Here is an 18,412-nt window from a genome sequence, read left to right as displayed (position 1 = left end):
CCTTAGCTCAGTCGACCGCGTAAAGGATCGCGATCGCGACACCGGTCGAGACCAGGGTCAATCCGAGGAAGATCAACGCCCACGCCCACCACGGAAGCCCCCTCGGCTCAGGTTCCGGCTCCGGCAACGGCTCGGGGGCGACATACACCGGCTCCGGGGGCGGCAGGGGTATCACCTCGACCCGCATCAGCCGTCCGCAGCGAATGCAGGTCACCGCGTTCACGGCGTTCGGCTCGGCGCAGTGCGGGCAGGCCAGCGACGCGACGGTGGCCCGTCCGACCGTCCCCGGCAGCCGGCGCAGCGACGCCTCTGATGTGTCGGAGCGATCCAGCTCGACCCGCGACGGGACCCAGAAGAGCGGGTAGTCGCACTTGCGGCAGAAGTCGCCGGACTCCCGGCGGCTCACCGTCACCATCGCCTTCGTCCCGCACTCCGGGCAGGTCAGGAACTGGGCGGCCGACTGGGCCACGGCGACGACCCGGGACGGCGGCTGGTCACTGGCTCGGTACCCCTCGACCACGGGGATCGTCATGGTCAGTTCCGAGTCGGAGCTGACCAGTTCAGCTACCGTCACCGCGGGCTCGCCCGAGACTGCGGGGCCCTCGGCTGGCTGGATCCACTGGTGCTGGGGGGCCCGGCTGGGATCGGTCACGGATTCTCCTGCGGTCGGGCCGACTGGCCATCGGGTCCAGTCTGCTCCTCATCCGGTGTCGGGGCGATCGGCAGGGCCCGCGAAGAGCTGGTTGCGCTGGCCGCCTCCAGCTGCGAGGCCACCTCGCCGCCGGAACTCCAGACGCGTCGATCCTGAACCCAGAGTTCGGCCCGGACGTGCGCCGGGATCTCGTCCCGTACAAGCTCTACGAAGTCGGCCTCCAGCAGCCAGCCGGTCGAGTCGACCGACATGCGCACCCAGGCCGTGTCGGTCGGTGCATCCCCTTCGCGCCAGACGCCGCCGCCGTCCACCACCTCGGCCGGCCCGCCGGTGGTGAGTTCCAGGAAGCGACGCAGACCGGTGACCGTGCCCCGCCAGGCCAGCGTCTGCGCCGAGCCGTCGACGATGCGTCGCTGCAGGTCATCCGGCAGTGAAGGGTCGAGGGAGTTCATCCCGATCCAGGACCCGAGCCAGCGCACCATCGCATCCGGTGCCACCGACACGTCGGCCAGGTAGTCGATGTTGTCGGCGTCTTCGAGCAGCCCGGTGCCGAGGTCCTGGAAGAGCGAGACGAAGCGGACGAAGAAGTCACTGCCCAGCATCCCGACCGGCAGCTGGTTGAGCATCCACTGCGGGCTGCGCCGAGACAACCGGATGCCCGGGCGCCCGTCGACGGCCTTGCCGGAGGCGGAGGGAACGGAGACGACGGGCTGGCTCATCGGACCACGATCTGGTGGGCGGCGGAGAGGAAGAGCGAGTGCTGGTCGAGGCGGATGACGTCCTTGCCGGAGCCGAGACGGCGGCCGGTACGCAGGTCGTACTCGAACAGCAGCGCCTCCTCGACCCGTTCCACCCCATCAACCGACTCCAGCAGCTGCGTCACCACGGCCGAGTTGATGTCGGCGTCGAAAGGCCACCCGGTGCCGTCCGGGCCCCCGGTGAGGGGATCGACGTAGCGGGTGATCGCGTCCTGAGCCCGCTGCCGCACCAGCGCCGCCGGGCGGCCGGGTGTGGTGTGCACCAGTGCTACCACCGAGACGCCCTGGTAGTACGGGGTGGCTACCTGGATCGAGGTCCCGACCAGTCGGTGCGCGTCGAGATGCTCGCTGATGCTGCGCATCAGTGGGGCGGCGATGGCGAAGTCGTCGAGTTGGTGCAGCTCGCCGCCACGCCGCACCTGAGGCACGACCAGCACGCGCACCGAACCGTTGCCGTCGCTGGCCGGTAGGCAGCGAGCCCGCGCCACCTCGGTCGAGGACTCCAGGGTGAGGCGCTCGAAGTCTCCGGCGGTGACGGCCCGCTGCCCGGTCCGCAGCGTCAGCGGGCCGCGGATCTTCGCCTCGGCGATGCTCTCCGCGTCGACCCCGCCACTGGCCGCGCTGAGGTTGATTACCCCACGAATATAAGGCAATGCCGACCTCGGCACGGTGAGTGTCCGGGCGCCGACGTTGCCCCGCGCGCCACCTCCGTGGCGATAGCCGGTGACGACGACGCGGCCGCCGTCGCGGGGCACTGCGCCGTGCTGGCGCACCGAGCCGTCGGGGTAGCGCACCCGTGGCCCGAACCGGATGACGCCGCTGCCGCTGTCCCAGACGTAGTGACGGTCGCGCGGGGTGGAGCTGGAGAAGTCCGGCACCTCCTGCCAGTCGGCCGTGCCGTCGGTGTCGATGACCTGCACGTGCTCACCGGGGCGCCGCGGCAGCACCGGTGTGCGGGCGACCCGGAAGACCTGGGCCGGGCTGCCGTCGCTGCGTCCGATCACCTCCGAGCCGACCACCTCGGCGTGCTCGGCGGCGACGGTGCCGCCGAGGGTGGCCGCGAGGACCGAGCGGACCCGGGGGGAGGCCTGGTAGGTGGGCTGCCCCGGGCGGGGGGAGAGCAGCCGGGCCCGCAACCAGTAGGCCGGGGTGTTTCCGACGGTGAGGAGCTCGTGCTCGCTCGGCACGATGAGCACGATGTCACCGGCCCGGTTGAGGCCCCCCGTCCCGTCCTCGTGAACCAGTGCGGTGATCCAGGCCTCGCCGTTCCAGATCTCCCAGAGCAGCGGGGGGTTGCGCGGGTCGACGCCGATCCCGTCTGCCTCGGCCTCCAGCCGCAGCCGGATCATGGTGCCGGCCAGACTGCGCGCGAAGCCGAGGTAGAAGCCGTCGCCCGGCGTCAGTGTCGGTGAGGCGAAGCAGCGCACGCCCAGCGGGTCGAAACGAAGGTCGTCCCAGACGTCGGAGACCCGCTCGTCGCCCATCGTCACAGTCTTGGCGTACTGCAGTTCCGGCGGTGCGATGACCAGTTCCTGCGCGGTGGTGAAGACCACCGGCTCCTCGGTACCGACGGAGCCGGCCGTGGTCACCTCCGAGTTGGCCGGTACCACCACCGCGGTGTCCAGCACCGCGGTCAGCCAGAACGTCAGGTCCACGCGGGAGACCGACGGCGGGAACGGCTCGACGCCGACCAGGTTCAGGAAGTGCACGTAGAGGCGCTCCGGAACCTGGTTCACCCGGAACAGCACCATCTCGCTCATCCAGGCGAAGAGCTCGATGAGCGCGACGCCGGGGTCGGAGACGTTGTGGTTGGTCCACTCGGGGCAGTAGCGCGGGATGAGACGCTTGGCCTCGTCGACGATGTCCTGGAACCGGCGGTCGTCGAGATTGGGGGCGGGTAGCGGCATCAGTGGTCTCGCTTCTGGTTCAGCTTGTCGATGTTCGGGACGTAACTCGGCATGGGGCGGCTACTCGGCATCGTGCGGGATGACGTAGAAGGGGTAGACCAGGTTGCGGCGGTCGTTGGTCGCCCGCACCCGGTAGGCGATCTTGATCCGCACCAGGCCTGCCTCGTCGTCGTCGGCCGACGGCTCGACCTCCTCGACCTCGATCCGCGGCTCCCACTGGGCCAGCGCGTCCCGGACGGCCTCGGCGATGAGGCCGAGCAGATTCGCGGTGATCGGTTCAAAGAGCAGATCCCAGATGCGGCAGCCGAACTGCGGGCGCATCAGCCGCTCCCCGGGCGCGGTGAGGAGCACGATCTGGATCGATCGGTCGATGTCCTCGGCGGTGTCGGTCAGCTTGATCGAGCCGGTCTGATCGACCTCCATCGGCCAGCTGAATCCCCGGCCGACGAAGGTGGCGTCGTATTGGCTGAGGGGGCCAGTCGGGCGCGGGACCATCTCGGTCATCAGTTGATCGCCACCATCGCGCCCTTGAGGGTGAGTGGGCCGCTGGCGCTGACTTCAGCCGTTCCGCTGCCCTTCACCTCGACCTGCACGCCCTGTACCGACGCCTTGACCTGGGCCTTCACGTTCACCTCGAGCCCCTCGATGTTCACCTTCTGCTTCGCCTTCAGATTGATGTTGTTGGCGGTGATCGTGACATCCCCCTGGGCGTCGATCACGAAGGTGCTCTCCCCGGCCTTGATCGCCACCGGCTTGCCGGCGCTGACGGCGATGTCGAACTTGTCATCGCCGAGCCGGATCAGGTGCCCGGACTTCAGCTCCATCTTCAGGTGCTTGGTGGCCGGGTCGCTTCCGTCGGAGAACTCGATGAAATGCCCGTCTCGTGAGGTGATCCGCCGCGCCGAGACGGCCGAACCCTCCACCGCCCAGTTCGGCAGCGGCTTCTTGGCGCTGAAGAGACCGCCGAGCACCACCGGACGGCGGGTGTCGCCGTCCTCGAAGGCGACCAGCACCTCGTCATTGATCTCCGGCTGGAAGACCACGCCACGGTTGGCCCCGGCACCGACGGTCATCAGCCGGGCCCAGGAGCTCCCCACGTCGACTCCGGCGCCCATGCTGTTGAACCGGATCTTCACCGACCCCATCTTGTCCGGGTCGTTGACGTCGGTCACGATCCCGACGGTCAGGTGGGCGAAGGAGAGGCCGCCGCCGTCACTGCGCCGACCGCCGCCGAGGGTGTCGAGCAGCGTCGCCGGCTGGTAGCCCCCGGCGGTGAACCGCGTCTCGAACCCGCGGCTGTCGTAGCGATGCTCGATCCGGGTGAGGAGGTAGGACCCGGAGGCCGGTCCGGCGTTGGCCAGCGTGATGGTGACCGACGGCCGCAGCAGGGCCGAGCCGTGGCAGGTGCCGCGTGCGACCAGGGCGCTGGCCGCGAGTTCGTTCATGATCGAACGGGCCTGCAGGGTGGCTTCGGTCCCGTCGGCCGGGGTCGGACCGGCTGTGGTGAAGACGGCGTCTCCCAGGGACTTCGACGACTTGTAGCCGTCGAAGATCGTCGCGTCCGGGACGAAGGTGGTCGCGGTCTCGGCCTCGCTGCCGACCAGGTCCTGCTGGTTTCGCGCGTCCCACCCACCGACCACGACCTTGTTCGGGCGCAGCGCGGTGGCGCTCACCGAGTACTCGAGCAGGTCCTCTCCCATCGTCGTGGTGACGAGTGAGCCGGACGAGGTGCCGCGAGGCTTGGCCAAGAGGGTGCCCTCGTGCATCCACCAGACGAATCCGGCCCGCTCGACCACCGCGTTGAGGAAGTCGAAGTCGCTGCCGCTCTGCAGCAGATAAGGCACGAGCCCCGGACTGCTGGCGACGTCGGCCTGTAGCCCGTGCTCGCTGGCCAGCTTGCTGACGATGTCGGAGTACTTCACCTGCGCGAAGCTGCGGCTCTGGCTGTTGCGGGTCATCCGGAAGGTCGCCTCATGGACGACAACGCTCAGGTGGGGCACCCCGGAGCTGCCGCTCTCGATGCCGGTTCCGGTGACGACGCCGCGCATCAGCTCCGTCCGGTCGCCGGCGGCGAGGGTGACCGTCGAACCCAGGCTGAAGAGCCGCTGGGTCGCCAGTTCGTAGTTCTCGTCGATGAAGGTCAGCGTTGCGCGCCCGACCTCGCCGATCCCCCGTTCGATCCGGATAGCGGTGAGTGCGGCCAACCAGCTGGTCGGCAACTCCGCTCCGTTGGCCGTGAGATACGGCGAGAGGACCTCGGTCACTTTCCCTCCATCCGTGGCACCGACAACAACGACCCCGGCCGCAGCGTGAGCGGGTCCTCGATGCCGTTCACCTCGGCCAGCGCCCGCCAGCGCGTCGAGTCGCCGTAGTAGCGCGCGGAGATCCGGTCCAGCGTCTCGCCGGGTTGAATGCGATGCACCCGGTGCGGCTTCGGCGTCCCGGACGTCGGGTTCTGCGGGCCGAACGCTTTGGAGGGTTCGTACTGCCGTAGTTCCAGGCTCATCTCAGCCCGCAGCGGGACGCCGGTCGAGGAGAAGTAGGTGAAGGTGAGCCCGAGGTCGATCACCACGCAGGCGAAGGAGTGCAGGTCACCCCAGTGGAAGGTGACGGTGGGCGGTCGGGCGTTGTTGGAGGTCTCATCGGTGCCGGCGATGGACGGGTCGACGTCCATCAGGCCGAGGATCTTGCCGGTGTACTTGGTGACCGGGGTGCCGACGTCGGTCGTGTCGAACATGAGCTGCAGCCGCATCCATCCGGAGTCGGCGCCGGAGTAGCGCAGCTTCGGCACACCCTTTCCGGGCATCGGGTTGCCGACCCAGTTGTTGCGCCGTCCGACCGAGATGGAGTCGGGGTTGAAGAGGCAGGGCACCCGTTCACCCCCCTCGATCTCCAGGAATGCCTTCTCCAAGGCACCCATCAGTAGGCCCCCGGGATTCGGTACTGGCCCCGCCGCTCGAGTTCGGCGATGACCCGGCGCTCGATGCGGTCGACGACCAGGTCGGCCAGGTCGTCCAGGTCCTCCGAGGTGAGGCGGCTCTCGGGTATCACCGACTGTCCGAACGAGCCGTCCCGGAATCGACGGATCGGTTCTGCGCTCTCCATTGGACCGCCTCCTGATCTGGGCTGAGCCGGCCCGCTGCTTCGAGCGATGGGGGATGCCGGTCGGGCTGGGGGCGTCGCTGCTGACCCGGTGGAGCGGCGCAGGAAAGAAGTGAGGGCATCGGCCCCGGAGGCTCCGCCGCCCTGGAAGAGGCTGGCGGTGGACTCCAGCAGCGACGGCCGGCCGGCGTCCCGGTGGCCGGCGCCGGCGGTCGCTGAACCGCTGGTCGCTGGACCGGCGGCCGGCGCGGATGCGCTCTCCGGGCGGCGCGCTGAATCGGGAATGGGCGGCGCGGCGCTGGCGGCGGGCGGTAATGGTGGGCGGACGCTGATGCGGGGTGGGGCCATCGTGTAGCCGGCGGCGCTGGGGTTCCCGGCTGCGGCGATCCGCCGCAGTGGGCTCGGTGAAGTGGCCGGGAGGGCGGACGGGACGCGGCTGGTGGAGACGGCCGATCGTCGGGTGATGGTCGCGCTCGCCGGGCGCGGACTGGCTGTTGTTGCGCTGCTGGCGGTCGGTTCGACTTCTGTCGTTCGGGCCCCCGTCGTCCTCGGGGTGGTCAGTGGAACTGGCGCCCGGCCGATCCCGGCGGGCGTGGCGTTCGGCAGCGCGCTCGGACGGATGACGTCGGGAGCAGCGAAGGCGGACTCCAGCCGCGGTCGCCCGCCGACCATCAGCTCCCCGCTCGCTGTCGATGTCGATGTCGCTGTCTGGCCGGCCGCCGGCGGCGGCGGCGTTGGCGTTGGCGTTCGCGAGCGACGGATCGCCACGCTCCCCGCAGGTATCGCCCGGTCCGGAGCGGTGGGCGCCGTGGTCGGCTGCGCACGGGTGCCCGATGGGACGGGGTCGCTGGATGCCCCGTCGGCTCCGCTCTGCGGCCGAGTTGGCGGAGTGGGTCGCCCGGCCGGAGCCGGGGCGTTCGGGTGCGGGGGAACGATGGCCGACAGCGGTAGGCGGTGGATCGCCAGCCCCGGGGTGAAGGGCACCGGTGCGGCGCTGCCGGTGACCAGCGTGCGCGACTGGGGCAGCAGCCTCGCGGAGGCGGAGGCGGAGGCGGGGGCGGAGGCGGGGGCTAGGGGTGAACCCCGCCGCTGAGCGGTTGGGCGCCGGCCGTCCGGGCCGTCGCCGGTGGCCGAACGCTCCGCTGCCGTCGGGGCCGGCTCTGCGGTCAGCGTTGGTGCCGACGTCGGTGTGGCCGCGGAGGGTGGATCGGTCGCCGGTGCCGACGACGGTGGGCGCGCGAGCGAACCTGCCGGTGGCACGGCCGTCGGCGTCGCCGGGTTCGGGCCGGTGCCGACGACGGGGCTCCCACCAGAGCTGCCGACGGCGCGGCCTCCGGGCGAGACCGGCTGGCCGGCGATTGAGGTTGCCGGGGATATCGGCCCGCCAATCGCAACGGAGCGGCGGATGCTGCGATCGACCATGAACCCGGTCGAGTTGGCCGAGCCAGTGCCGCGCCGGACGAACGTGCCGGGCAGCGAGTAGCGACCGATGACCGTCGGCAGCGGGTTCGGCTGAGGCTGCGCGGTCACGGCCGTGGCGGCCGGGCCCGGCGGCTGCGCCTGACTCTGAGCGGCCTGACTCTGAGCCGCCTGACTCTGAGCTGTTACGGCATCGGAGGCAATGGCCGCGCGGGCCGGTGCGCCGGGGTCGAGCCCGGAGCCGGCCGGGAGCGATCGGAGTGTGGGTCGGGCCGCGGCCGGGTTGGGCGCCGTGCCATCAACCGAATCCGGGGTCGGGGTCGGGGCGATCCGCGGGGTCGGGGCGACGCCGACGGCGGAACTGATGGTCGCGGCGGTGAGAGCCTCCGGCAGCCCACCGGGCGCGCGACGCAGCGTCCGCGCCGGGTCGCTCGCTCGCGGCTGGCTGGCGTCTCCGGCGCTTGAACGTCCGGCAAAACTAGGGGAGCCAGGCTGCGGTGCCCAGCTCCGGCGCAGCTCGTGCTGACTGATCGCCGATCCGGAGGCGCTCGCGGAGAGGTAGGCAGACGGCCGGGCGGCCACCGCCACGCCAGAGCCGCCATTCCCCGTTGCGGAGTGTGGCGCCTCGCCCGCCGAGGTCGCGGCCGAGCGCCGCACCGAGGCGAAGCGTCCCAGGGTCGCCGTGCGTTGGAAGGCATATGGCCCGGACGCCGGTATCGCCGACGATGCGGACCCCGACGGTGAGGCGATTGCCGATGAGGATGCCGACGGTGAGGAGGGCACGGCCAATCGGGCGATCGGTGGCTGGGCTGTCGCGGTGCCGCTCGGCGACGCGGCGGTCGTGACGGATGACGCGGTCGGAGGCGGCGAAGCGGAACCGCCCGACCGCGAGGCTGGCAACGGCGAGGCTGGCGATGACGCGGCTGGCGAACTCGGCGGTGACGAACCGGGTGGCGGTGCTGTACTGGGTGACAACGCTGACCGGACCACGGTGATCGGTTCAGCTGAACCGATCGCTGGCGCCGAACGCGGTTCAGCTGAACCTGAGGTCGGGGCGGAGGTCGGGGCCGCGGCGGTGGAGTGAGCTGCGGGCGCCGGGCCGGGCGGCGGTGGTGAGGACGACTGCCTCGGCTGGCTCGGTGTGGGCGGTGTCGGCGTGGCGGAGGACCGCGGTGACGGCGGTGGGGATGGCGGTGACGGCGGTGGGGATGGCGGCGGCGTGGCGGAGGACCGCGGTGACGGCGGTGACGGCGGTGGCTGCGGTGGTGGTGACGGTTTCGGCGCCATGAGCCGTGCGCGAGCGCCGGTCCCCATCGGACCGGCGGCCGACACCTCTTCGAGGCGGCGAACCTTGGCCACAGTGGCCACAAGGTTCTCGGCGATGCCGCCCGGTGTCCAGGTCTGCTCGTTGGGGACCTGTCGGGCGGCCCGCGGCAGCGCGCGGCTGGGCAGCTCGCTCGGGAGGAGCCGTCCGGCCGTCGCCGGAGTCTCGGCATCGGTGCGTGCGTCGCGCTCGGGGTCCGCGGCCTCGGTCGGGGTCCACCAGCGCGGCGGACGAACACCGGCATCCGCGAAGCGCCGCACCGGCAGTTCGCCCGGACCGGCCAGCAAACGGCGCAGCGGAACCGGGCGGCCGGTCGCCGTGGCGAAGCGGGTCGACGCCAGGGCGACACTGCCGATTCCGGATGCCCGCAGCCGCCCGATCGGCGGACCGGGTCGACGCAGCCGCTGCGTCAGCCTCTCGCCGAACGATGCAGGCTCCTCGGCCCCGCTGGCTGATCCCATACCGCCTGACTCAGCGTCCGGCGACGCCTCGGTATCCAGCTCGCTCATCCGGAGCCCGCGGGCTGAGTCTGGGACGTGAAGCCATGGTGGGCGACTTCGAGTTCCTCTTCCAGCGGGGCGTTGCTGCCGGATTCGAAGTCCGGTCCCTTCCAGCGCACCGGGAAGACGTCGGCGAAGTTCCAGGCGCGCAGACGGGCCCCACTGGCGTCGATCGCGGTGACCGCGCCGGTGGCCTTGACCAGCTTGCTCTGGTTGCCGGCGAAGCCTTCGCCCGAGGACTTCTCCAGCCAGTTGAAGAGGGCGTCGCTCGCGGTCACGCCGCGTCGGAAGACCAGGTGCGGCCAGCTCATCCGCCCCGGCAACTTGTGGACGTACCCGTTCTGCCCACCTTCGGTGAACTCCTGAACAGCCACGGTCACCTGTAGGCCGGTCACCTCGCGGAAGACGCCGATCTCGACCCCGTCCACCTCGAAGAGGAAGCGTGACGCGGTGGGTGGTTCGCCGCCGAGCGGATCTATCGAGGCCATCGTCAGCGCACCCCTTTCCGTGAACGGCCTTCAGTTGTCGGCCTACTGCGCATACTCACGCACCGACTGCCAGGCCCGCTCATTGAAGGCGACGACGGCCCGCACCATCCGGACCCGGTCCATGTGCTCCAGGTCGAGGAGGTCATTCATCGGCCAGTGCAGGTGGTAGGCCAGGAAGGCGATCTCCTGCCAGAGGGCGTCCGTCGGGTAGCGCATCATCGCGGCTGCCCGATCTCACAGAGCCCGGCGAGGAAGCTCCTCGACCGCAGATCGCAGCGAGCGGCCAGTCGTCTCGGGCAGCGCAGCGCCGTCCTCGTCGGTCACACCCCCGTCGCCGGCCGCGCCCCCGCCGCCGGCCGCAGCCGTGGTGGGGGCGGCGGGTGGAGCTGAACGGGCGGAGCCCAGCAGCGCGGTCCCCTGCTGGGCCGACAGCAGAGCCTCGAACTCCTCCTGGGTACCGAAGTTGATAACCCCGTAGAAGTCCTGCAAGAAGGCCAGGTCGACCGCGAAGAGCCCCTCGATCTCGTGCGTGGTGACGAGCTCGAGATCACCGAGCTTCTCCACTACCCGGGCCAGCACCACGATGGTCAGTCGCGGGTCGTCCGGGCCGGAGACCGAGGGGTCGCGCAGTGGTTCGAGCTCGTCGCGGGCCGTCGCCAGCCGCATCGTGCCGGTCTTCTGCAGCCGTCCGTTGTGGTCGACGTAGCCCCTCGGCAGGGTGAAGTCGTAACGGGTCCGGAGCGTCGGCTCGGTCACTGCGGTCGTCCAATCAGAGCGGGTCAATCACGAGAGATAAGTCGGAACTGGAACTACTTGATCCGCTCCAGCCTCTCGATGATCAGGGTGACGGTCTCCTTGACCGGATCGTTCGAGTCGGTGCTCAAGCCATCGGTCGAGATCTTGCTCGGCCAGCCGTTGAAGAAGTTGAAGCGGCCGATCTCGGTGAAGGCGGTGTCATAGAGCACGATCGATCCGTTCTTACGGGAACCTTCGCGCTTGGTCCCGGAGAAGCCTTCGTCGCGGACCGCGTGGAACCACTTCCAGATCGGGTCGTTCATCGCGTCCATCGGGGCCATCCGGGTCATGCTGATATCCGGCACCTTGAGCGAGTTGCCGAGGGTCTTGATGGCTTGCTTCTTGCCGCTCGGGCCGTTCTGCTGGATCGTCACGACGTCCAGTTCCAGGTCGAGGCCCGAGACGCCAGACAGCAGCAGCTGCTCGCCGTCGATCGCGAGGAAGAAGTTCTGGGCGACGATCGGGTCGGTATTGATCAGGTCGTTGGGCATTGCCTACTCCAAGTTCTAAGAATGACGAGGGAAATGCGAGGGGTTAGCTGGCGATCTGCTTCTGCTGGCTGATCCGGAAGATCACGAACTCGGCCGGCTTCACCGGTGCGATGCCGACCTCGACCACGAGCTTGCCCTCGTCGATCGACTCTGGCGGGTTGGTCTCGGCGTCACACTTGACGTAGTAGGCCTGAGCCGCCGTCGTGCCGAAGAGCGCGCCGGCTGACCAGAGGCCGCGCAGGAATCCGTCGAGGGTGCGCTTGACGCCCTCCCACAGAGCAACATCGTTCGGCTCGAAGACGGCCCACTGGGTCCCCTCGAGGATCGTCGACTCGACCATGTTGAAGAGGCGACGCACGTTGATGTAGCGCCAGTCGGAGTCCGAGGCCAGGGTGCGGGCGCCCCAGATGCGGATGCCGCGAGTGCCGAACGGGCGGATGCAGTTGATGCCGATCGGGTTCAGCAGACCCTGCTCGTTCTGCGTAATGTCGCGCTCGATGTCGAGCACGCCGCGGATCGTGTCATTGGCCGGGGCCTTCCAGACGCCACGCGTCTCATCGGTGCGGGCCCAGACGCCGGCCACATGCCCCGACGGAGGCACGAAGATCTCCGAGTTGCCGTTGACCCCGATCGGGTTCTCCACCTTGATCCAGGGGTAGTACAGCGCGGCGAAGGCCGAGTCGTACATGGCCACGTCGCTGCGCCATTCCTTGATCTGCTGCGTGTTCATGCCGGGTGGGGCATCCAGCACGGCCATCCGGTTGCCGTTCTGCTCGCAGTGCGAGATCAATGACGTCTGTACGGCCTTCCAGAGGTTGAGGTCGATGCTGCCGTCGGCCTTGGTAGCGGCGGTCACCAGGTCGGGGATCACCACCATCGTGACGTCGTCGGCCACGGCGAGGCCGTTGATACCGACGCGGGCTGACTCGGAGCCGGCGAACTTGCGGCCGGTTACGGGGACCGGTACCGCGGCCGCCTTCTCCAGCACGTATCGGCCGGGCTTCAGGACCTCGAGCTGGCTGGCCAGGTCGACGTGCTTCTCCAGGGCCACATCCACCTTGACCTTGGTCGAGGTCTTGTTCACGACCGTCTTCACGTTGCGGTCGCCGGTGTTGAAGTCGACGCTCTCGAACGTCTCGACCGGGAGCCCGTCCAGGAGCACGGTCAGGGTGAAGGGCGACGGGCCATCGGCTGCGTCCTCGCCGCCGTCGACGGTGGCGATGTCGATCGCGATGTCGGCGTCCGGCTCGAGACTCTCGATAAGCAGTGGCGTGCCGAGGGCGCGGTCAGCGGCCGGCAGGGCCAGTCGCGCCGGTTCGCCGGAGGGCTCGGTGTTCGGAACCCGGACGATGTAGGCCAGGCTGCCGCCGTTGGCGAAGTAGCCGTAGACCGAGAGGGGAAGCACACAACCCTCAGCAAAACTCCCGTAAAGCGCCTCGAACTGCGACCAGCTGGTGACCAGTCGTGGGGCCAGGCCCAGCGGGTCGCGGGGGTCGTCCGACGGCGCCTTCTCGGTGAACCCGACGAAGGCGGCGACGGCGGTCGGAGCCGCTGACAACACCTTCTGGGACGAGGGAACTTCTTCTACATAGACACCGGGCGCCGTGTACGTGGGCATAGATTTGCCGCTCCTTCGAGGGAGGTTTTGGAGGGTGAACTGCGCGACTTAAACCGTGTGGTGACAGACAGTGATCCGCCGAGAACCGTAAACCAAAAAGGGTCGCGATGGTGAAGTAAGTGTCAAAGTTGTCGACAGAATCAGCAGATTCATGGGGTAGAAACCCACTATTTCGGACATAATTACCCGATAGTGGTGCGAATGCTTGCAGGGAAGCCGATATCTATGACGCCGCCGTAGGCGCAGGTGCACATCGAGCCGGAGACCAGAGCCGGCTTGCCACCGATCAGCACGGTCGGCGCGAGCGGGATCCAGGGGGCCGGGATGACAGGCAGGCAGGGCATCGGGGTGAGGACGCCGAGGGCGGCCGCGGTGGCGGCCGCGACCACCGGGTTGGCCAGGCTGTTGCACATCCCGAAGGGCGGGATGTTGAGCATCGGGGCGTCGTCCACGATGGCCGCGGCAGGTTTCCCCTCGACGGTCACGCGGGCCGCCGGCAGCACGTTGAGGGTCGACGGGGCCAGGCCGAAGGTGCACTTCAGCATCGCCGTACTACCGACAGCCTGCGCCATGAAGCCCCTATTTCTTCGAGCCCTGCACCGAGGTGGTGAGGGTCTGCCCGGTCGTGGTGATGAAGCAGATGATGCTCCGGTCGTTGTCCTGCTCCCACCCTCGGGCCGACGGGACCAGGAAGGTGAAGTACAGGCTCGAATCGAGGTAGTTGATCCCGACGTAGTCCTGAAATTTCTGGGCGCAGCTGCCCTGGGCGAAGTTCGTCAGCGCGTCCGACGTCGGGTAGACCGAAGTGGTGGCACTGGCCGAGCCTGCGGTGCTCGTCGAGTACTGGACGATCGCGTAGGCCTCATGGGTATGCGGGTCGCTGCAGCTCACCCGATTGAGCGAGGCGAGCTCGGTCTTTACCGCGCCCGGAGCGGTGAAGCACTGGCCCGGCTTGATGTCGTAGACGGCGACGGTGCTGCCCGATGCCTTGTCACCGCCGAACCACCCACATCCGGCGACCGAGAGCGTCAGCACGGCGACGAGCGCGACCCGCAGCGGAGGTCCCATACGCCGGAGCACGCGCAAAACGTACCGCACCCGATGACCGGCCGCTCAATGTCGGCGGCGGCCGGCGGCGACTGGAGATGCGCAACTACCCGCCTCAGGCTCTGGCCCCCAGTGCCGCCAGCGACCTAGACTCTCGCAATGGAGTTCGATCGGTTCAGCGTCGCGCTGCTCGTTCTCCGCGACGATGCACCAGAGCTTGACGAGCAGGCGGCGGGCGAGTTGCAGGATGCCCACATGGCGCATCTGGCGTCGATGCATGTCTCGGGTGCGGCGGTAGCCGGTGGGCCGCTGCGGCACGGCACCTTCCGGGGATTGACGATCCTCACGGTGGACCCCGACGAGGCCCGCCGGCTGGCCGAGGCCGACCCGGCGGTTCAGGCCGGACGGTTCCGGGTCGAGATCCTGCCCTGGATGGTGCCCGGTGGCGCGATGTCGTTCAGCAACACGTTCTTCCCACGATCACGAGCGGATGTGAGCTAGAGGGTGACGGTCGAAGTCGTTCCACACGAGCCGGGTTGGTCTGCGCAGTTCGAGTGGGAGCGACGACGATTGGAGGGCGTGCTCGTCTCCCGGCTGACCGGGCCGGTCGAGCACATCGGCTCCACCGCGGTGCCGGGTCTGCCGGCGAAACCGATCCTCGACATGATCGGCGGCGTCCATCATCTGGACCTGGCCCGCTCGGCGATCGAACCGCTGGCCGATCTCGGGTATGTCTACACCGAGCATCGACCCTCCGCCCTCTACTTCTACCGTGCCCGGGCCGGTCAGAACTTCCTCGACGACGCCGCCCACACCCATCACCTGCACCTGACCCAGCCAGGTAGTGACATCTGGCAGGAGCGGCTGGCCTTCCGCGACGCACTGCGCGCCGATCCGATGCTGGCCCAGCGCTACAGCGACCTCAAGCTGGGCCTGGCCCAGATCTACCCCGACGATCCCGTGGCGTACACAGAGGGGAAGCGTGAGTTCGTCAGCGAAGTGCTGGCCGGGGTCGGCATCGCCCTGCAGACGAACTTCGACACGCTGCAGATGTGACCGCGGTTGCCCTGCGTCGCTGGCAGCCCGACGACCTCTGGGTGCTGGAGGCGGCCAATACGCCGGAGATGACAGATCATCTCGGCGGCCCGGAGACCGACGAGAAGGTGCGTGACCGGCACCGGCGCTATCTTGCCGGCTGGGTCGAGTCCACCTCGCAGATGTACACCATCCAGCTCGTCGACGAGGCCGCCACAGCCGGGGTCATCGGCTTCTGGCCGCGGAGTTGGCTCGGCGAGGACGTCTACGAAGCCGGCTGGGGCGTGCTGCCTGAGTTCCAGGGGCGCGGCGTCGCGGTGGCCGCGCTACGGGCGCTGATCGACGAGGTTCGGGCCGCGGCAGCGACGGCGGGGGGCGGCGGGTCGCGCCACAGCCTGCACGCATACCCGTCGGTGGACCACCCGGCCTCGAACGCGATCTGCCGCCGGGGCGGATTAAACCTGGTGGGGGAGTGCGACTTCGAGTACCCGCCGGGTCAGCGGATGCGCTGCAACGACTGGCAACTGCCCCTCTAACCCCCTGACGCTTTTGGCACACCTGCAGGGACTATCCCTGCAGGTGTGCCAAAAGCGGAGTCGGACGCGGGCTGTGCGGCGGGCCGCAGTAGCACCAGTACCGCCGCCCCCGCCGCCAGGGCGAGTACCCCGGCGACGATGAAGATCGTGTTGAGCCCGGAGGCGAAGGCCTGGTGCACCAGCTGGCTCAGCTCGTCGCGCCGGGCAGCCGGAGCGGCACCCATCACCGCCTGCGCCTGTCCACCGCTCACCGCGGCCGCAATGTCGCCACCACCCGGGATGGCGTGGCCGCTGAACTCGTGGGCGATCCGCGACTGGAAGATGGTTCCGAGTAGTGCGATGCCGAAGGCGAAGCCGAGCTGACGCGCCGTATTCATCGCACCGGCCGCCATGCCGCCCCGCTGCATCGGCACGGCCGACATCACCGCCGAGGCCATCGTCGGATTCACCAGCCCGACGCCGATACCGACCAGCAGCAAGCCGAACAGCAGCGACGGCCAACTTGAATCGGCCTTCAAGAACGCCTGCGCCAGGCCGCCGAAGCCGATCAGCAGCAGCCCGAAACCGATCAACCAGCGCGGATTGGCACTGTGCAGCACGCGTCCGATGCTGGCCGAGACGGTGAAGGCGGCCAGGCTCAGCGGCAGGAAGACCAGGCCGGCCTGGATCGGCGAGAGGCCGATCACCGACTGCAGCCAGATCGAGGAGTACGCCAGGTAGGAGAAGGCGGTGAGCGAGAGGAAGAGCGCGGCGATCATCACCCCGACGAAACGACGGTCGGAGAAGAGGCCGAGATCCAGCAGCGGCTGCGGAGTCCGGAGCTCGACGATGATGAAGAGCACCAGGGCCAGTACACCGCCACCGATCAGTCCGAGGGTGGTGCCGGTCAGCCAGCCGTCGGAGCCGGCGCGGATGAATCCGTAGGTAATCAGGGACGCCGAGGCGGTGAAGGCGAACATACCCGGCAGGTCGATACGTGCCCGATGCTCCCCGCGCGAACCATCCAGCACCATCAGCGAAAGGGCGATGGCGGCGACCGAGACGGGCAGGTTGACGAAGAAGATCCACCGCCAGGAGAGCGTGTCAGTCAGCAGGCCACCGACGATCGGGCCGGTTGCCGCGGCGGCACCGCTCACCGCGCCCCAGACGCCGTAGGCGACGCCGCGATCCTTACCGGTGTACGAGGCGTTGATCAGCGCCACGGTGGTCGCGAACATCGCGGCCGCGCCGACCCCCTGCACACCACGGGCCACGATCAGGAACGTCGCATTCGGAGCCAGCCCGCTGGCCAGTGAGGCGAGCGCGAACAGCAGCAGTCCGGCGATGTAGACCAGCCGGCGGCCGATGATGTCGGAGATCGACCCGGCGCCGAGGAGTAGTGCGGCCAGCACCAGCGCGTAGATATCGATGACCCACTGCAGTGAGGAGAAGGAGGTGGAGAGATCGACCGCCATGTCGGGGAGGGCGACGTTGACGATGGTCACGTCGATGAGAAGCATGAAGGTGCCGAGGCAGATAGCGACCAGGGGAAGCCACTTACGCATGAGATGAGCCTTTCGCGTGGTGCGACGCGCAGTGGGCGCGTCCTACCGAGTCTGGCCGAGACGCTCGACGCAGATCCACCCAGGGTCAGTGCCGCGTAGCATTCCTCCAATGGTGGCGCCTCGAAGCGGTGAATCCATCAACGTTGACGAGTTGGATCGTCTCATCATCCACGCGATTCAAGTAGCCTGCCGGGCGCCGTTCGCGCTCATCGCCGAGGTGGTGGGTGTCTCGGAGCAGACCGTCGCCCGCCGTTACCGCCGGCTGGAGTCGGCTGGGGTGCTACGCGTAATCGGCCTCGCCCGGGCCGACGCCGCCGGCCTGGACCGCTGGATGCTGCGGATTCAGTGCCGGCCGGATGCCGCCGGGGCGCTGGCTGAGGCGTTGGCCCGCCGACCTGACATCAGTTGGATCAGCCTCTCGGCCGGAGGGTCGGAGATCGTCTGCCATAGTCACACCGCCCGCGGCCAGGACGGCCCCGAGCTGCTGCTGCAGCGGCTACCGCAGACGGCCCAGGTGCAGCGGCTCAGCGCTCACGCGATACTGCATCAATTCGACGCAGGTGCCGAATGGGGCGGCTACGGACCGGGGTTGAGCCCGGACGCGAAGGCCCGGCTGCGAGCCGCGGATAGTCCCTTCGATGAGACCGGTCGGGATCTGCTTGACCCCGAACCGGGCGCCGGGCTTATTGGCGCTGAACCGATCGGCGCGGAACTGATTACCGCGGAAGACGAGCGATTGATCGCCGCGCTGGGACGCGACGGACGGGCCAGCCTGCGGTCCCTGGCCGCCGCCACGCGTTGGTCCCCGACCCGGGTAGGTCGGCGGATCGAACGTCTCGAGCGAGCCGGTGCGCTCTACTTCGACGTCGACCTGGACATAGAGAGGCTCGGGTTCGCCTCGATGACCCACATCTGGGTCACCGTCGCTCCGAGCGATCTGGAGGCGGTGGGCCGCGAGTTCGTGACGCACGACGAGATCGCCTTCTGCGCCGCCGTCACCGGGAGCGCAAACCTCGTCCTCGTCGTCATCTGTCGAAACGCCACCGACCTCTACCGGTACGTGACGACCCGAGTGGGCGCGATGGCGGCGGTGCGTCAGATCGAGACGTCACCAGTGCTGCGCCGGGTGAAGCAGGCCGGCTCACTAATGACGCGGAGGGGCATAGCGCGGCCGGCGCCGTAGAGCCGGCGCGGCC

General features: G+C 69.0%; 21 protein-coding genes. 6 read left to right on the top strand and 15 right to left on the bottom strand.

The annotated features are described in order from the left end of the window. Positions 1-7: 7 nt before the first annotated feature. The 7 genes from CPH63_RS02840 to CPH63_RS22025 are packed head-to-tail and all read right to left on the bottom strand — an operon-like array spanning position 8 to position 8,495. Positions 8-652, bottom strand: coding sequence for a hypothetical protein (locus CPH63_RS02840; RefSeq protein ID WP_096301482.1), 645 nt, complete (start codon positions 650-652; stop codon positions 8-10). Continuing rightward, on the bottom strand, positions 649-1,371 hold the full coding sequence (locus tag CPH63_RS02835; protein ID WP_096301481.1) for a phage tail protein: 723 nt from the start codon (positions 1,369-1,371) through the stop codon (positions 649-651). The genes CPH63_RS02840 and CPH63_RS02835 overlap by 4 nt, the downstream gene beginning before the upstream one ends. Continuing rightward, positions 1,368-3,317 (bottom strand): putative baseplate assembly protein, encoded by a 1,950-nt coding sequence (locus tag CPH63_RS02830; RefSeq protein ID WP_096301480.1) that lies wholly within the window; start codon positions 3,315-3,317, stop codon positions 1,368-1,370. The genes CPH63_RS02835 and CPH63_RS02830 overlap by 4 nt, the downstream gene beginning before the upstream one ends. A 60-nt stretch (positions 3,318-3,377) precedes the next feature. Then, on the bottom strand, positions 3,378-3,821 hold the full coding sequence (locus CPH63_RS02825) for a GPW/gp25 family protein (protein ID WP_197704543.1): 444 nt from the start codon (positions 3,819-3,821) through the stop codon (positions 3,378-3,380). Continuing rightward, positions 3,821-5,581 (bottom strand): phage baseplate assembly protein V, encoded by a 1,761-nt coding sequence (locus CPH63_RS02820; protein WP_157749234.1) that lies wholly within the window; start codon positions 5,579-5,581, stop codon positions 3,821-3,823. The genes CPH63_RS02825 and CPH63_RS02820 overlap by 1 nt, the downstream gene beginning before the upstream one ends. After that, a complete protein-coding gene (locus CPH63_RS02815) occupies positions 5,578-6,237 on the bottom strand; it encodes a LysM peptidoglycan-binding domain-containing protein (protein ID WP_096301478.1) in 660 nt (219 codons plus the stop codon). The genes CPH63_RS02820 and CPH63_RS02815 overlap by 4 nt, the downstream gene beginning before the upstream one ends. Then, positions 6,237-8,495, bottom strand: coding sequence for a hypothetical protein (locus CPH63_RS22025; protein ID WP_157749233.1), 2,259 nt, complete (start codon positions 8,493-8,495; stop codon positions 6,237-6,239). Before CPH63_RS22025 ends, CPH63_RS02815 begins: the two co-directional genes overlap by 1 nt. 25 nt (positions 8,496-8,520) lie before the next feature. Between CPH63_RS22025 and CPH63_RS02790 the strand changes: the two genes are divergently transcribed. Both CPH63_RS02790 and CPH63_RS02785 read left to right on the top strand, forming a co-directional pair. Then, on the top strand, positions 8,521-8,922 hold the full coding sequence (locus CPH63_RS02790; protein WP_096301473.1) for a hypothetical protein: 402 nt from the start codon (positions 8,521-8,523) through the stop codon (positions 8,920-8,922). Positions 8,923-8,994: 72 nt separating this feature from the next. After that, entirely contained in the window at positions 8,995-9,702 is a 708-nt protein-coding gene (locus tag CPH63_RS02785; RefSeq protein WP_157749232.1) for a hypothetical protein, read from the top strand. Here the strand turns inward: CPH63_RS02785 and CPH63_RS02780 are convergent. The 7 genes from CPH63_RS02780 to CPH63_RS02755 form a co-directional block, all read right to left on the bottom strand. After that, on the bottom strand, positions 9,668-10,150 hold the full coding sequence (locus tag CPH63_RS02780; protein ID WP_096301471.1) for a phage tail protein: 483 nt from the start codon (positions 10,148-10,150) through the stop codon (positions 9,668-9,670). The two genes, CPH63_RS02785 and CPH63_RS02780, sit on opposite strands and share 35 nt — an antisense overlap. A 42-nt stretch (positions 10,151-10,192) precedes the next feature. Further along, positions 10,193-10,369, bottom strand: coding sequence for a DUF6760 family protein (locus CPH63_RS22020; RefSeq protein WP_157749231.1), 177 nt, complete (start codon positions 10,367-10,369; stop codon positions 10,193-10,195). Between the two features lie 15 nt (positions 10,370-10,384). Beyond that, on the bottom strand, positions 10,385-10,906 hold the full coding sequence (locus CPH63_RS02775; protein WP_197704542.1) for a hypothetical protein: 522 nt from the start codon (positions 10,904-10,906) through the stop codon (positions 10,385-10,387). A gap of 53 nt (positions 10,907-10,959) precedes the next feature. Beyond that, positions 10,960-11,436, bottom strand: coding sequence for a phage tail protein (locus tag CPH63_RS02770; protein WP_096301470.1), 477 nt, complete (start codon positions 11,434-11,436; stop codon positions 10,960-10,962). Between the two features lie 43 nt (positions 11,437-11,479). Further along, positions 11,480-13,054 carry a phage tail sheath subtilisin-like domain-containing protein gene (locus CPH63_RS02765; RefSeq protein ID WP_096301469.1) on the bottom strand — a complete coding sequence of 525 codons (1,575 nt, stop codon included), beginning with the start codon at positions 13,052-13,054 and terminating at the stop codon, positions 11,480-11,482. Positions 13,055-13,236: 182 nt separating this feature from the next. Then, positions 13,237-13,626 carry a DUF4280 domain-containing protein gene (locus CPH63_RS02760; protein WP_096301468.1) on the bottom strand — a complete coding sequence of 130 codons (390 nt, stop codon included), beginning with the start codon at positions 13,624-13,626 and terminating at the stop codon, positions 13,237-13,239. Between the two features lie 7 nt (positions 13,627-13,633). Further along, on the bottom strand, positions 13,634-14,134 hold the full coding sequence (locus tag CPH63_RS02755) for a septum formation family protein (RefSeq protein WP_197704541.1): 501 nt from the start codon (positions 14,132-14,134) through the stop codon (positions 13,634-13,636). Positions 14,135-14,260: 126 nt separating this feature from the next. Here CPH63_RS02755 and CPH63_RS02750 point away from each other — a divergent pair, with 126 nt between their 5' ends. The 3 genes from CPH63_RS02750 to CPH63_RS02740 are packed head-to-tail and all read left to right on the top strand — an operon-like array spanning position 14,261 to position 15,672. After that, a complete protein-coding gene (locus CPH63_RS02750) occupies positions 14,261-14,602 on the top strand; it encodes a YciI family protein (protein WP_096301466.1) in 342 nt (113 codons plus the stop codon). A 3-nt stretch (positions 14,603-14,605) separates the two neighbouring features. After that, positions 14,606-15,157 carry a GrpB family protein gene (locus tag CPH63_RS02745; RefSeq protein WP_096301465.1) on the top strand — a complete coding sequence of 184 codons (552 nt, stop codon included), beginning with the start codon at positions 14,606-14,608 and terminating at the stop codon, positions 15,155-15,157. Further along, complete coding sequence (locus tag CPH63_RS02740; protein WP_096301464.1) at positions 15,154-15,672, top strand: GNAT family N-acetyltransferase; 519 nt, start codon at positions 15,154-15,156, stop codon at positions 15,670-15,672. The genes CPH63_RS02745 and CPH63_RS02740 overlap by 4 nt, the downstream gene beginning before the upstream one ends. Here the strand turns inward: CPH63_RS02740 and CPH63_RS02735 are convergent. Further along, complete coding sequence (locus CPH63_RS02735; protein WP_096301463.1) at positions 15,669-17,216, bottom strand: MFS transporter; 1,548 nt, start codon at positions 17,214-17,216, stop codon at positions 15,669-15,671. The genes CPH63_RS02740 and CPH63_RS02735 overlap by 4 nt on opposite strands. A gap of 109 nt (positions 17,217-17,325) precedes the next feature. Here CPH63_RS02735 and CPH63_RS02730 point away from each other — a divergent pair, with 109 nt between their 5' ends. Beyond that, entirely contained in the window at positions 17,326-18,399 is a 1,074-nt protein-coding gene (locus CPH63_RS02730) for an Lrp/AsnC family transcriptional regulator (protein WP_096301462.1), read from the top strand. Positions 18,400-18,412: the final 13 nt, after the last annotated feature.

It is taken from the genome of Jatrophihabitans sp. GAS493, from assembly GCF_900230215.1.
GTDB lineage: Bacteria > Actinomycetota > Actinomycetes > Mycobacteriales > Jatrophihabitantaceae > MT45.
The sequence above is the reverse complement of the archived record's forward strand: the minus strand, read 5'-3'. Positions and strand labels throughout refer to the sequence as shown.

Coding starts and splice junctions, on each gene's coding strand:
- CPH63_RS02835 (WP_096301481.1), bottom strand. CDS start 1,371: ATGAGCCAGCCCGTCGTCTCCGTTCCCTCCGCCTCCGGCAAGGCCGTC.
- CPH63_RS02830 (WP_096301480.1), bottom strand. CDS start 3,317: ATGCCGCTACCCGCCCCCAATCTCGACGACCGCCGGTTCCAGGACATC.
- CPH63_RS02825 (WP_197704543.1), bottom strand. CDS start 3,821: ATGACCGAGATGGTCCCGCGCCCGACTGGCCCCCTCAGCCAATACGAC.
- CPH63_RS02815 (WP_096301478.1), bottom strand. CDS start 6,237: ATGGGTGCCTTGGAGAAGGCATTCCTGGAGATCGAGGGGGGTGAACGG.
- CPH63_RS02780 (WP_096301471.1), bottom strand. CDS start 10,150: ATGGCCTCGATAGATCCGCTCGGCGGCGAACCACCCACCGCGTCACGC.
- CPH63_RS22020 (WP_157749231.1), bottom strand. CDS start 10,369: ATGATGCGCTACCCGACGGACGCCCTCTGGCAGGAGATCGCCTTCCTG.
- CPH63_RS02770 (WP_096301470.1), bottom strand. CDS start 11,436: ATGCCCAACGACCTGATCAATACCGACCCGATCGTCGCCCAGAACTTC.
- CPH63_RS02765 (WP_096301469.1), bottom strand. CDS start 13,054: ATGCCCACGTACACGGCGCCCGGTGTCTATGTAGAAGAAGTTCCCTCG.
- CPH63_RS02760 (WP_096301468.1), bottom strand. CDS start 13,626: ATGGCGCAGGCTGTCGGTAGTACGGCGATGCTGAAGTGCACCTTCGGC.
- CPH63_RS02750 (WP_096301466.1), top strand. CDS start 14,261: ATGGAGTTCGATCGGTTCAGCGTCGCGCTGCTCGTTCTCCGCGACGAT.
- CPH63_RS02735 (WP_096301463.1), bottom strand. CDS start 17,216: ATGCGTAAGTGGCTTCCCCTGGTCGCTATCTGCCTCGGCACCTTCATG.
- CPH63_RS02730 (WP_096301462.1), top strand. CDS start 17,326: ATGGTGGCGCCTCGAAGCGGTGAATCCATCAACGTTGACGAGTTGGAT.